General features: G+C 54.9%; 10 protein-coding genes and 2 pseudogenes. All 12 read left to right on the top strand.

Annotation, left to right across the window (positions count from 1 at the left end; translation table 11 throughout):
* The first annotated feature begins 112 nt into the window (after positions 1-112).
* Positions 113-1,729 carry a peptide ABC transporter substrate-binding protein gene (locus tag DG357_RS12680; protein ID WP_047368679.1) on the top strand — a complete coding sequence of 539 codons (1,617 nt, stop codon included), beginning with the start codon at positions 113-115 and terminating at the stop codon, positions 1,727-1,729.
* Positions 1,730-2,111: 382 nt separating this feature from the next.
* Positions 2,112-2,561, top strand: coding sequence for a tyrosine-type recombinase/integrase (locus DG357_RS12675; RefSeq protein WP_159087781.1), 450 nt, complete (start codon positions 2,112-2,114; stop codon positions 2,559-2,561).
* Between the two features lie 99 nt (positions 2,562-2,660).
* The gene (locus DG357_RS12670; RefSeq protein ID WP_047368678.1) at positions 2,661-2,930 is read left to right on the top strand and encodes a helix-turn-helix transcriptional regulator; all 270 of its coding nucleotides are present in this window, start codon (positions 2,661-2,663) and stop codon (positions 2,928-2,930) included.
* A 689-nt stretch (positions 2,931-3,619) separates the two neighbouring features.
* Positions 3,620-3,856 carry a hypothetical protein gene (locus DG357_RS12665; protein ID WP_047368677.1) on the top strand — a complete coding sequence of 79 codons (237 nt, stop codon included), beginning with the start codon at positions 3,620-3,622 and terminating at the stop codon, positions 3,854-3,856.
* Positions 3,857-4,308: 452 nt separating this feature from the next.
* A complete protein-coding gene (tssB, locus tag DG357_RS12660) occupies positions 4,309-4,800 on the top strand; it encodes a type VI secretion system contractile sheath small subunit (protein WP_088205570.1) in 492 nt (163 codons plus the stop codon).
* Positions 4,801-4,840: 40 nt separating this feature from the next.
* On the top strand, positions 4,841-6,376 hold the full coding sequence (gene tssC / locus DG357_RS12655) for a type VI secretion system contractile sheath large subunit (protein WP_088205608.1): 1,536 nt from the start codon (positions 4,841-4,843) through the stop codon (positions 6,374-6,376).
* Positions 6,377-6,389: 13 nt separating this feature from the next.
* The gene (tssK, locus tag DG357_RS12650) at positions 6,390-7,730 is read left to right on the top strand and encodes a type VI secretion system baseplate subunit TssK (protein ID WP_088205569.1); all 1,341 of its coding nucleotides are present in this window, start codon (positions 6,390-6,392) and stop codon (positions 7,728-7,730) included.
* On the top strand, positions 7,727-8,401 hold the full coding sequence (tssL, locus tag DG357_RS12645) for a type VI secretion system protein TssL, short form (RefSeq protein WP_088205568.1): 675 nt from the start codon (positions 7,727-7,729) through the stop codon (positions 8,399-8,401). The genes tssK and tssL overlap by 4 nt, the downstream gene beginning before the upstream one ends.
* Positions 8,401-10,074, top strand: coding sequence for an OmpA family protein (locus tag DG357_RS12640; protein WP_088205567.1), 1,674 nt, complete (start codon positions 8,401-8,403; stop codon positions 10,072-10,074). Before tssL ends, DG357_RS12640 begins: the two co-directional genes overlap by 1 nt.
* Positions 10,075-10,079: 5 nt before the next feature.
* Complete coding sequence (hcp, locus tag DG357_RS12635) at positions 10,080-10,571, top strand: type VI secretion system effector Hcp (RefSeq protein WP_047368672.1); 492 nt, start codon at positions 10,080-10,082, stop codon at positions 10,569-10,571.
* 160 nt (positions 10,572-10,731) lie between these two features.
* Positions 10,732-13,361, top strand: a pseudogene (gene tssH, locus DG357_RS12630) (type VI secretion system ATPase TssH).
* Positions 13,358-14,123 (top strand): annotated as a pseudogene (locus DG357_RS12625) (type VI secretion system Vgr family protein); the annotation flags it as partial. The pseudogenes tssH and DG357_RS12625, both read left to right, overlap by 4 nt.
* Positions 14,124-14,134: the final 11 nt, after the last annotated feature.

Here is a 14,134-nt window from a genome sequence, read left to right as displayed (position 1 = left end):
TGGCTAAGAATTGCCTTAAATCACTATTCAGGCGTAAGTTATTTGCATTTCTCTTTGTCGAAACAAATAATTACGCATCTGCTTAATACCTGAATTCATTAAAGGGGATCTTATGAAGCATCCTGTTTCGCGTCTTTTTGCCGCACTGTGCCTGTGCGGGCTCTCTTCACTTTCTTTCGCAGCTGACGTGCCGCAGGGCACTGCGCTGGCGCAAAAACAGGAGCTGGTCAGGCATATTAAAGACGAGCCGGCTTCGCTGGACCCGGCGAAAGCCGTGGGGTTGCCAGAGATTCAGGTGATTCGCGATCTCTTTGAAGGCCTGGTTAATCAGAATGAGAAAGGGGAGCTGACGCCGGGCGTGGCGACACGCTGGCAGAGCAACGATAACCGTGTCTGGATGTTTACCTTACGCGATGACGCGAAATGGTCCGACGGCTCCCCTGTCACCGCCCAGGATTTTGTCTACAGCTGGCAGCGTCTGGTTGACCCGAAAACCACCTCTCCGTTTGCCTGGTTTGCCGCGCTGGCGGGAATTAATAACGCGCAGGCCATTATTGACGGCAAAGCCGCGCCCGATACGCTGGGTGTGACGGCGGTGGACGCCAGAACGTTACGCGTTCAGCTGGACAAACCGCTGCCGTGGTTCAGCAACCTGACGGCGAACTTTGCTTTTTATCCAGTACAAAAAGCTAACGTCGAAAGCGGTAAAGAGTGGACGCGGCCGGGTGCGCTGGTGGGGAACGGGGCTTACGTTCTGAAGGACCGCGTGGTGAATGAAAAACTGGTTGTGGTGCCCAATACGCACTACTGGGACAATGCCAAAACGGTACTGCAGAAGGTGACCTTCGTGCCGATTAATCAGGAATCGTCGGCGACCAAACGCTACCTGGCAGGGGATATTGATATTACCGAATCGTTCCCAAAAAACATGTATCAGAAGCTCATGAAGGACATTCCGGGGCAGGTTTATACGCCTCCTCAGTTGGGAACGTATTACTATGCCTTTAACACCCAAAAAGGCCCGACGGCGGATGCACGGGTTCGTCTGGCGCTGAGTATGAGCATCGACCGTCGTATCATGGCAGAAAAGGTGTTAGGGACGGGGGAGAAGCCCGCCTGGCACTTCACCCCAGACGTGACGGCAGGGTTCACTCCGGACGCCTCGCCGTTTGAGCAGATGTCGCAGCAGGAGCTCAACGCCCAGGCCAAAACCTTGCTGCAGGCTGCAGGATACGGTCCTCAGCGCCCGCTAAAGCTGAACCTGCTGTATAATACTTCGGAAAACCACCAGAAAATCGCGATTGCGGTGGCCTCCATGTGGAAGAAAAATCTCGGTGTGGATGTCAAACTGCAAAACCAGGAGTGGAAAACCTACATTGATAGCCGTAACACCGGTAACTTTGATGTGATCCGCGCCTCATGGGTGGGTGATTACAACGAGCCATCAACGTTCCTGTCATTGCTGACCTCCACTCACAGCGGCAACATCTCCCGCTTTAATGACCCTGCCTACGATAAGATCGTCCAGCAGGCGACGCTGGAAACCACCGCGAAGGCGCGCAATGCGGACTACAACATGGCGGAGAAAATCCTTATGGAGAAGGCGCCCATCGCGCCAATTTATCAGTACACTAACGGTCGCCTGATTAAGCCCTGGGTGAAGGGCTACCCCATCAATAACCCGGAAGACGTGGCATATAGCCGGACGATATATATTGAAAAGCACTGATGCGTACTGACCTCCTGCTAACGCCAGGCAACCATCGCTAAACCCCGAGCTGGCGCGGCTTACAGCGCCAGTTTATCCTTCTGACCATCTCCCGCCACAGCAGAAAGCATGACTTTTCTGACGGTATTGCTGACGTATTCAACGAAAAACGGTTGCGGTAAATTCCGCATAATACCGTCAGCCAGGTGTTTTATCGACGGTAAAGGCAAAGTCGATTGCCACGTTTAAACCAAAGGAACGGGCATTAAGCGAACGGGAGATCGGCGTGTTCTTTAACGCGCTGGCCCGTACCGGAGTTGCGCAGACGATTCAGATGTCAGTTAAATTTGACCTTTTGACGTTACTGCGAAAGCGGGAGTTTCGTCTGGCTCGTTGGTAGTTGGTGGACTGGGAGGAGCGGACGCTTACGCTCCCGCCCTCTGTCATGAAAATGTCGCGACCACATTGGATTTATCTCTCCCGGCAGGCAAAGGACATTCTGGTTGCGCTGAATAGTGTGTATGCGCATTCTGAGTACCTTCATCCAGGCCGTTTTAGCCCAAAACTCCCACTTTACGACGCTGCGCTTAATGCCGCTATTCGTTCGGGGTTAAAGCAATTAGCGGAAGAAGGCGTGGAGTTTGAGTCCTTCTCTGTCCATGACTTGCGCCGGACAGCCAGCACGCTTTTGCACGAAGCAGGGTATAACTATGACTGGATCGAAAAATGTCTGGCGCATGAGAAGCGAGGCGTTCGGGCGGTGTATAACAAGGCGGAATACGCAGAACAACGAGCATCAATGTTGCAGGATTGGGCGGATATGGTCGACAGGTATATTGAGAAATTTAAATGAGTCAGGAATCCGACAGCCGGTAAAAGCTTATTGTTGCTTAAAACAGTGAGCCTGATTTAACAGAATTTGGCAACAGATAACCAACTTCTGGAGATAATCATGCGTGCAGCACTCAGAAAAGAAGAATTGATAAAGTTAGTGCCTCTGTCTTTTTATGCCATTGATAAGCTGGAAAAAGAAGGCGATTTCCCTAAACGTTTCTCACTGACGCCACGGGTTGTAGCCTGGAACCGGGATGAGGTGGAAGCCTGGCTGGACGCGCGTCAGCAGAACCCCGACTTAATTGCACGTGATGAGGGTATGATGAAAGGTCTGGAAAAAACATGGGAGATACACAGGCAAAAGTTTGCAGCAAAACGTACTGTTTAAATCAACGTGCAGTGATGTTTACGCCTGACGGATCAGCCTATTGATTAGATAAGACGATACGAAATGTTAGCACGGGAGGAGCAAAACTGGCGCTCTATCCCGTTTGCTTTATGAGCAAATATTGGCATTGTTGGTGATGTGTGAATGTTTTTACATGTTGGGTTAAGATGAGTCGGATGAGATAGCTCATTGATTGAAAAGTGCGGCCACAGTGGTGCGAAGTTGCACTAAATAGCTGCGTCGAATAGTAGATCACTTTAAGGTAACTCAGTCCGATTTTTGCGTCCGATCAATCGCCAAACATCACAAATCACCAACTGGACTGAGCGATGCCGATCATAGTACCAATACCCCGTAAGCGAACCTGCAGGAAACTGATGAATGGTATCCAGCAATTAAGTTCGGGAGAACTTACTATCCTTTTTCTGTCGACTATCTAACTGGATAGTTTATCTTCACAACAGTGCCTCAAATGAAAACAAAGCTTATTCACGATTGCACAAATAATCTTATATATACAACGGAAATTTATTATAGTGTGAAAAAATAATTTTCATGAATAAATCCTAAAAACTAGTACTGTCAGTGTCGATCAGCTTGATGTATCGCGGGTCTCTTTGTTACGGTACCTTTAGCAGGGATTACGAACTTATTTCCATTACATTAAATAATTATTCAAGGTATAGAAAATGAGAACTCATGTTGTTGAGGGTATGGTCAATACAATAGAAAAAATCGCTGAGGATGTTGGGCTTACCGAAGAAGAATACATGCTAGCGTTAGCTTTTTCGATGGCGATATTGATGGAACACAAAGGTAGTAATCTGATGGATATAGATATAAATGAACTGACGCTGGTTGTCGGCTTGAGGAAAAATGGTGCAGGGAACCCACCAGTAAAAGAAGGCAATAGCTCAGTACATTAACTGTGCAAGCCTGTATTCCTGTTCCGAAAACTTTGACTCTGGGTGAGCTATTACTCACGGGGTCCTTGATGTGCGATGATTATTCGGATTAGCCTGCGTCTGATGAGAAAATTCATGACATGAATGGTAAAGATATTAATGTAAGACTTTCTACCCCTGTGGTCACGTATTAATATATATCAATAAAATGAATGCATTCAGATATAAAACTGCTGTTTTCAGCAGCGGTAGATATTTATTCCGCATTTTTGTAAATAAATAGTTAGTGTGTCGTGTTATTGGTTGGTGTGTAGTGTCGTTTGTTGTTTTGTTTTGGTTAAAAATGCTTAAAAAAATCCGATATAGGATATTTAGACTAATTTATTGATCTTAAGTGGTGTTTTATTCTACCATCGGCTTTGTAAAGAAACGCCGTTATTTCCAGCAAACACTCCTCAGGGGAAGGGACCGCTATGGCCGATACGTTCCAGAACGAGGTGCCTAAGGCACGCATAAACCTTAAATTAAGCCTGCATACAGGAGGCTCGCAGAAGAAAGTCGAACTGCCGCTTAAACTCCTCACCGTCGGTGATTTCAGTAATGGCAAAGAGACCCGCCCATTATCTGAAAGAAAAAAAATTAACGTCAATAAAAACAACTTCAACAGTGTACTTTCGGAATTTAACCCGGAAGTAAATCTGAATGTTGAGAATACCCTCGCGGGGGATGGTTTCGAAGAAAATGTGAAACTGAGCTTCTCCGATATTAAAGACTTCGAACCTGAGCAAGTTGCCCGCCAGATCCCTCAGCTCCGCGCCATGCTGGCGATGCGTAATTTATTACGCGATCTCAAATCTAATCTCCTTGATAACGCCACTTTCAGAAAAGAACTCGAGAAAATTCTTAAAGACCCGGCGCTGTCCCGGGAATTACGCGACGAAATGAATGCACTGGCCCCGAAATAAGCGGCGTGCGTTATTTAATGGATTAACCGGGAATATGCTGATGTCTGTAAATACCGAAACCGCCTCCACTCAGGGGCAGACCACCGTACTGGAAAAAGAGGGCGTTTACGCCTCCCTGTTTGAAAAAATCAACCTGACCCCGGCCTCCAGTCTGGGTGATATTAACGCGTTTCTGGATGATGCGGCGCTCTCTGATGCCCCGGCAGGCGAGCGCCTGACGGCAGCGATGCAGGTGTTTATGGACTGCATCCGAAAATCCGGCAAGCCCGTGGAGAAGCTCGACAAGACGCTGATTGACCACCATATCGCGGAGCTGGATTTCCAGATTAGCCGTCAGCTGGATGCGGTAATGCACCACGAAGCGTTCCAGAAAGTTGAATCTCTCTGGCGTGGCCTGAAGCAGCTGGTGGACAGCACCGACTACCGCCAGAACGTGAAAACCGAAATTCTGGATGTCTCCAAGGACGACCTGCGCCAGGACTTTGAGGATGCACCGGAACTTATCCAGAGCGGCCTCTACTGGCACACCTATACCGCCGAATACGACACCCCGGGCGGCGAGCCGATTGGCTCGGTGATTTCTTCTTACGAATTTGACGCCAGCCCGCAGGACGTGGCGTTGCTGCGCAATATCTCGAAAGTGTCCGCCGCCGCGCATATGCCGTTTATCGGCTCCGTTGGCCCGGCGTTCTTCCTGAAAGACTCTATGGAAGAGGTTGCTGCGATTAAAGATATCGGTAACTACTTCGACCGCGCCGAGTACATCAAGTGGAAATCGTTCCGCGACACGGACGACTCGCGCTATATCGGGCTGGTGATGCCGCGCGTGCTGGGCCGTCTGCCGTATGGTCCGGACACCGTGCCGGTGCGCAGCTTCAACTACGTTGAGCAGGTGAAAGGGCCGGACCACGAGAAATACCTGTGGACCAGCGCGTCGTTCTCCTTCGCCTCCAACATGGTGAAAAGCTTCATCAATAACGGCTGGTGCGTGCAGATCCGTGGCCCGCAGGCGGGCGGGGCGGTGAAAGACCTGCCGATCCACCTGTACGATCTCGGTACCGGCAACCAGGTGAAAATCCCGTCTGAGGTGATGATCCCGGAAACCCGCGAATTTGAATTCGCCAGCCTGGGCTTTATTCCGCTGTCTTACTACAAAAACCGCGACTACGCCTGCTTCTTCTCGGCGAACTCCGCCCAGAAACCGGCCCTGTATGACACCGCCGATGCCACCGCCAACAGCCGCATCAACGCACGCCTGCCGTACATATTCCTGCTGTCGCGCATTGCGCACTACCTGAAGCTGATCCAGCGTGAAAATATCGGTACCACCAAGGACCGCCGTCTGCTGGAGCTGGGACTCAACACCTGGGTGCGTGGTCTGGTCACTGAAATGACCGATCCGGGCGACGAGCTGCAGGCTTCCCACCCGCTGCGTGATGCGAAGGTCGTGGTGGAAGACATCGAAGATAACCCGGGCTTCTTCCGCGTGAAGCTGTTTGCGGTGCCGCACTTCCAGGTGGAAGGCATGGACGTGAACCTGTCTCTGGTCAGCCAGATGCCGAAAGCGAAAGCGTAAGGCGGGGGCAGGGATGAAAATTTATCGTCCGCTGTGGAATGAGGGGGCACTGTTGTCTCCTCAGCAGTTCCAGCAACAGTCAGAATGGGAATCTTTTCGCAGTACAGGCGTTGCGGCTCTCGCCTCGCCGTTTGCGTGGGGCGTTGAGCAGGCTGAATTTGATGAAAGGCTGCTGGGTTCGGGCCTGATTCAGATTACACAACTGCGGCTCTGGCTGCCTGATGGCTCGCTGGTGGATACGGCAGTCAGCGATCTGCCGCCAGAACCGCGCGAGCTGGGGCTGGCGCAACATTCAGACGCAGTTACGGTGGTGATTGCCCTGCCGCTCATGCAGTCCGGGCTGAATAACGTGCAGCAGGAATCAGCTATAGCCGACCGGCCGCTCCGCTACCGTGAAGAGTGGGTGAATGTCCAGGATGCGTTTGGCAGCGAGGAGGAATCCGTCGCGGTCGCCCGCTTTAACCTCGCGATTCGTTTTGAACACGAGGATAACGCGTCGTGGCAGTGCTGCCCGGTTGCGCGTTTGATCCGTGACGGACAGGAATGGCGTCAGGATCCGGCATTTATCCCTCCCATGGCCTTGTTCTCTGCAAGCCCGGCGATGCGGGAAAGACTGGTGTTACTGAACCGTCAGCTTCGCTCACGTCGCCAGCGTCTGATGTCCATGCGCCGCGAGAGTAATGAGCGTCTGGCCGATTTCGCGGTGGCAGACGTCTCTCTTTTCTGGCTACACAATGCACTGAACTCTCATGCGCGGGTGCTGACGGAATTTGAACGTTTTCCCGCCCGCCATCCGGAGCAGGTGTGGGCGGAACTCGCACGACTGGCGGGCAGCATGCTGACATTTTCTCTCGACAGCGATCTGGACGCTATTCCCGGCTATAACCATGCCGAACCAGAAAAAACGTTTCCGCCACTGTTTGAACTGATCACCGGCTTACTGGAAGCCAGTCTGCCGTCCCGCGTGATCGCGCTGGACATGCTTCGACCGGACGATCAGACATGGAAAGCCTCGCTGCACGATATCCGTCTGCGCGAAGAAGCCGATCTCTATCTGTCCGTCAGGTCTGACGTTCCCGCATGGCAGGTGGCAGAGAAATTCCCGGCGTTATGTAAGGCGGGTTCACCGGATGATGTGAATGCTATTTCCACCGTCGCACTGCAGGGGATCCCGCTCATTGCCGTTAACCGTGTGCCGGCAGCGTTACCGGTGCGGATGGAGAACCAGTACTTCGCGCTGGACATGGAGAGTGCCGGGGCGCGGGACATGCTGGAGCAGGGGGTATGCATGTTCTACGTGCCTGCCCTACTGGGACGGCTTGAACTCGAACTGTTTGCGGTACTGCGATCATGAGAAACGACATTGATATTGATGAACTGATGGCGGAAACCTGGCTCACCGTCACCCTGCTTAAGCAGGGGGCAACAACGCCCGACGGGGATGTGCTGTATGACACCTGCTGTAAGCACGTGGAAAGCGTACGCGAGGCGCTGGATCGTGCGGGGTACGACGAGGCCAGCATCGGGCATATTTCCTACGCGCAGTGTGCGTTGCTTGATGAAGTGGTAATGAGCAGAAAGCCCGGTGAAAGCTCAGACGTTGAGGCTGGTCAGGCTGCCTGGCGAAAAGCGCCATTGCAGGCGCGTCATTTCGGATCCCTGTACGCAGGCGAAGCTCTCTGGGATCGTATCGCTGAAGTATTACGTCAGCCTGCGCCGAATATGGCCGTTCTGACCTGTTACCACCGGGTAATAGTACTGGGGTTCCGCGGGTTGTACAGCATGAGCTCAGTCAGCCAGTCTCAGCGGGAAGAGGTGATCAAAGCCCTTGCTGAGCGGGTGCCGCCTCTGGATGCCGGTATCTCTCTGGTGGTGCGCCGGACCGGAAAGCACCGCTACAGCCTGCTGCGTTCCGTCTGGTTCTGGATTGCTGCGGCTGTTGTGGTCACTGGCGTTGTGTGGTGGGGAGGGCATCTCTGGCTCCAGGCACTGTTGTCAGGGCAGTTACCGGAGTTGCCTCGCTAATGCGTAAATCAGTCATGGTCTCTCTGATATTCCACGTTCTGGCGGGTATTGCGGCGCTTTTATGGCTGCTGTGGGGATTCATTCCGGCAGACACGCTGTTTAAAGGCGGGATGACGGTGTGCATTGCTGCTCTGGTCGTCTGGCTGGTCTGGAGAAAAAGCCGCTCCGGCCAGATGATGGCGGAGGGTGAAACGTCCGTCTGTGAACTGCCGCTGCCTGATGCCGGGGGGCCTGTTGTTCTCGTCTGTGGGGATGAACTGGACGCATTATTCCAGGGACAAACACTGCGCAAAACCGCGCAGGGCTGGTGGCTGCGGGTGAATGACGTCAACAGGCTGAGCGACATTGTTCGCGATATTCACGAACAGCAGCCGCGTCAGACCGGACAGCTCTCTGTTATGTATTCCTGTCAGCCTGACAGACATCTGGATGAAGCCGTGCTGCGCGCGTCCCTGAAAGCGTTGCGCCAGCAAATGAAGCAACTGAGTCAGATTGCCGGATTCTCTCTGCCGGTGATTCTGAGCGGTGAGTTTTCCGGCCCCGCAACCCCGTGGCTTGTTGTGCGTGGCGACAAACCGGTTGTTTATCCGGCTGATGAGACGCCGCAGGCGCTGGATGACTGGCAACAGGAAAATCATCTGGCGCTGATGCCTGTTCTGCGGGAAGCCTTTGCTTTTATGCGCACCATTCTGATGGATGAGCTGGCGAAAGAAGATCGGCTGTTTCCGGCAGTTCATCCGTTTGCTGTCGCATTTCGAAGCGGTATGGGGTCTGTTGACACGGCTTCGCTGTGGTCGCATCACCTTTGTCGTCTGACGCATCTGATTTTACCGCAGGCAGCCGGAGCAGCGGGGGGATCAGGCCGTTTTCCTGATGCGGTATTACCAGTGCTTGCGCCTTACTGTGCTCCCGTACAGGGCGGGCAGCGAACTCGTCGCCTCGTTTTACTGGTTCTGGTATGCGTTCTGACTGCTCTCGGTTTTTCTGCCGCGAATAACGCGGCGCTGATTCGCCACGTCGGAACGGATTTGCAGCGCTGGTATGCCATTCCCATGAATCACTATGAGCCAAAAGCGCAGTCGCTTGCGGCGCTGAAACAGGATGCCCTTCTGCTGGAGCGCTGGCAACGGCAGGGGGAACCCCTCAGGTATGCGCTGGGTTATTACCCTGGCCAGCGTTTATGGCTGGCGTTACAGAAGGCCATTGACACGTATGTGCCCCCTTCGGCGCCTGCGCCAAAGTCACAGCCAAAAATCATCCGCCTCGACAGCATGTCCCTGTTCGACACCGGCAAGTGGGCGCTGAAACCCGGCTCGACGAAGCTGCTGGTGAACTCGCTGGTCGGCATCAAAGCGAAGCCTGGCTGGCTGATTGTGGTGGCGGGCCATACCGACAGCACGGGCGACGACAAATCCAACCAGGAGCTCTCCCTGAAACGTGCTGAGTCCGTGCGGGACTGGATGCGCGACACCGGCGACGTGCCGGAGAGCTGTTTTGCGGTGCAGGGCTATGGCGAAAGCCGTCCTGTTGCCACTAATGACACGACAGAAGGCCGCGCGCTGAACCGCCGTGTCGAAATCAGTCTGGTGCCGCAGGCGAATGCCTGCCAGCTGCCGGGCAACACACTGGCGCCATCGCAGGATGATGGCGTCTCAAAAAATGAAATGGAGTAATTAACATGGCAATTCCTGTTTATCTGTGGCTGAAGGACGACGGCGGCGCGGACATTAAAGGTTCCGTGGACGTGAAGGACCGTGAAGGCAGCATCGAGGTGGTGGCGCAGGAGCATAACCTGTACATCCCGACCGACAACAATACCGGCAAACTGACCGGCACGCGTATCCACACGCCGTTCCTGTTCACCAAGGAAATCGACTCTTCAAGCCCGTATCTGTACAAGGCAGTGACCACCGGCCAGACCCTGAAGTCTGCTGAATTTAAGTGGTACAAAATCAACGACGCCGGCCAGGAAGTGGAGTACTTCAACACGAAGCTTGAGAACGTGAAGCTGGTGAAAGTGAATCCGCTGATGCACGACATCAAGGACCCGGCTTTCGAGAAGCACAACCATCTGGAACAGATTGAACTGCGCTACGAAAAAATCACCTGGACCTACAAGGACGGCAACATCATTCATTCCGATTCCTGGAACGAACGTACCACCGCCTAATCCTGATGCGGACAGGTTTGCCTGTCCGCCGTTTCTTTGCTGGACGTCTGCGATGACGGGCGTTCAGCAAAGAAAAACACAATCTGCCTGCCTGACCTTATGCGCTTTGGTGAACAGCGAGGGGCGGTAGCGTGTCCGGAACTGATAAAGAGAGAAGCTCATGGAAAATCCAGCCATCCTGTTACGCCGTCTTAACCCCTACTGCGCCCGCGCGATGAAGGGGCGGCCTCCCTGTGCCAGACCCGGGCGCACGCGGAAATCCTGCCTGAGCACTGGCTGCTGAAACTGCTGGACCAGGGCGAGGGCGACCTGACGGTGCTGGCCCGCCGCTATGAATGGGATATGGACGCGATATGGCAGGATTTACTGGCCTTTATGGATAAGCTGCCCCGTTCGGTGCGCAGCCGCCCGCAGCTTTCGGACAGCATTCAGGCCCTGATGCTGGACGCCTGGCTGCATGCCTCGCTGGCCGGTGAGGAGCACATCCGCAGCATTCACCTGCTGATGGCGCTGGCGGAAAAACCGAAACAGGTGCGCTGCGACGGCCTGTGGCCGCTGCTGACGCTGGCACAGAGCCAGCTGGAACGACTGCGCGGGCTTCTGGACGCGCAGTCGGACGAGCGCCCGGAGGTGCAGCAGGAAGCGGAACTTGCGCAGACTGGCGATGCGACGCTTACCGGTGCAGAAATAAAGGAAGGCGAACTCAGCCCGGCGTTACAGAATGCGCTGGATAAGTTCACCCTCGACGTCACCACCCGCGCCCGTGAGGGTAAAATCGACCCGGTGTTTGGCCGTGACAATGAAATCCGCCAGATGGTGGATATCCTGTCCCGCCGTCGTAAGAACAACCCGATACTGGTGGGCGAGCCGGGTGTCGGCAAGACCGCCCTCGTGGAAGGGCTGGCGCTCAGAATTGCCGAAGGCAATGTGCCGGACGCGCTGAAGCCTGTCTCCGTGCGCACCCTCGACCTCGGCCTGCTGCAGGCGGGCGCAGGTGTCAAAGGCGAGTTCGAACAGCGCCTGAAAAACATTATCGAAGCAGTGCAGCAGTCGCCCACCCCGGTGCTGCTGTTTATCGACGAGGCCCACACCATCATCGGCGCAGGCAACCAGGCGGGCGGAGCCGATGCGGCCAACCTGCTGAAGCCTGCGCTGGCACGCGGTGAACTCAGAACCATCGCTGCGACTACCTGGAGTGAGTACAAGCAGTACTTCGAGCGCGATGCCGCGCTGGAGCGCCGCTTCCAGATGGTGAAAGTTGACGAGCCGGACGACGACACCGCCTGCCTGATGCTCAGGGGGCTGAAATCCCGCTACGCGGAACACCACGGGGTGCACATTACGGATGAAGCCGTTAAAGCCGCCGTCACCCTCTCCAGACGCTATCTGACAGGCCGCCAGCTGCCGGACAAGGCGGTAGACCTGCTGGACACCGCCTCCGCCCGTATTCGTATGAGCCTTGATACGGTGCCGGAGCCGCTGACCCGCCTGAAGGCGCAGCTCACGGCCCTTGCCATGGAGAAACAGGCGCTGCTGGAAGATATTGCGGTGGGGAACAGCACCCACGGCGAACGGCTTGCCGCCATCGAACAGGGCGAAGTCCGCATCATCCTGCAGCTTGACGAACTGGAAACCCGGTACGGCCAGGAGCTGAGGCTGACGGAAGAACTTCTCGCCTGCCGTACAGATATCTCTCGCCAGACAGAGATAGCGGACCTGCAGACGCAGCTTACCGCCGTGCAGCAGAATAACCCGCTGCTGGGGCTGGATGTGGACGCCCGTACCGTCGCCACGGTGATTGCCGACTGGACCGGCGTGCCGCTCTCCTACCTGATGAAGGATGAACAGACGGAGCTGCTGAGCCTGGCACAGAACCTCGGCAGGCGCGTGGTGGGCCAGGACGCAGCGCTGAACGCCGTTGCGCAGCGCCTGCGCGCCAGTAAAACGGGCCTCGCGCCGGAGAACGGCCCGCAGGGGGTGTTTCTGCTGGTTGGCCCGAGCGGCACCGGCAAGACCGAAACCGCGCTCGCGCTTGCTGATGAACTGTTCGGCGGCGAGAAATCCCTTATCACCATCAACCTCTCCGAGTACCAGGAGCCGCACACCGTCTCCCAGCTCAAGGGCTCCCCGCCGGGCTATGTCGGCTACGGCCAGGGCGGCATTCTGACGGAAGCAGTGCGCAAGTGCCCGTACAGCGTGGTGCTGCTTGATGAGGTGGAAAAGGCCCACCGGGACGTGATGAACCTGTTCTACCAGGTCTTTGACAGGGGTTTTATGCGCGACGGCGAGGGGCGGGAAATTGATTTTCGCAACACGGTCATCCTGATGACCTCCAACCTCGGCAGCGACCTTATCATGCAGATGCCGGAGGAACAGCCGGAGGCGACCGAAGCCGGCCTGCATGAACTGCTGCGCCCGGTGCTGCGCGACCACTTCCAGCCTGCGCTGCTGGCGCGTTTCCAGACGGTGATTTACCGTCCGCTGGGACAGGCGGCGATGCGCACGATAGTCGGGATGAAGCTGAATCAGGTGAGTCAGCGTCTGGCGCGCCATTACGGTATGAAGACCGATATCAGCAAAAGCCTGTACGACACACTGACCGCCGCCTGCCTGCTGCCGGACACTGGTGCGCGCAACGTTGACAGCCTGCTGAATCAGCAGATATTGCCGGTACTTAGCCAGCAGCTGCTGACGCATATGGCGGCGGGGCAGAAGCCGCAGCACCTGACGCTGGGCTGGGATGAGGAAGAGGGGATTGTGATGTCATTTGACGAAGGAGCGGGCGTATGAACAATTCTTTAATAAATGATGCGGCGAGCCTGGTACAGCAACTGCCGGGCCAGTCCCGCTACCGGGTCGATGTTCATGAGTGCCCTGAATTTCTTGATGTGCTGAAATTCAGTTCGGTTGAATCCCTCAGCAAGCCCTGGCGGTATGATATCTCCGTGACCTGCTCCACACCGGATATCGCAAGTGCAGCCGTGCTGTTAAAAACCTGCATCCTTTACTTTTCAGACCCCGATGTTTGACGGGGCGCCGGCTGTCCCCGTGCGTACCGTGTATGGCGTGGTTTCGTCGTTTGAACGTATTTCCACTTCAAAAGAGGATACCGTTTACGAACTGGCGCTGGTCCCGCGTATCGCCCTGTCAGGTCATACGAAGGGCTGTGAAATTTTCCTCAATCAGTCCGTGACTGAAGTCGTGGAAAAGGTGCTGCGTAAGCGCGGGCTGGAAGGGGCGGACTTTGAGTTCCGTCTGTCCCGTGAGTATCCGGCGCGGGAGCTGATTACCCAGTGGCGGGAAACCAATCTTGAGTTTATTGAGCGACTGCTGGCCGAAGTGGGTATTTTCTGGCGTTTCGAAATGGACAGCCCCCTTGAGCAGGATGTCGTTATTTTCCAGGATTTTCAGGAGCAGTATCAGTTTGGTGTGACCATCCCGTTACGTAATCCTGCCGGGATGAGTGACAGCGGCAAGGAAAGTATCTGGGATATTCATACCGCTTACCACGTTGTCAGTGGCGGGGTGTCGACCCGGGATTACAACTACCGGATACACATTAA

The organism is Enterobacter bugandensis, from assembly GCF_900324475.1.
GTDB lineage: Bacteria > Pseudomonadota > Gammaproteobacteria > Enterobacterales > Enterobacteriaceae > Enterobacter > Enterobacter bugandensis.
Note: the sequence above shows the minus strand (reverse complement) of the source record. Positions and strands in the feature narration are given on the sequence as shown.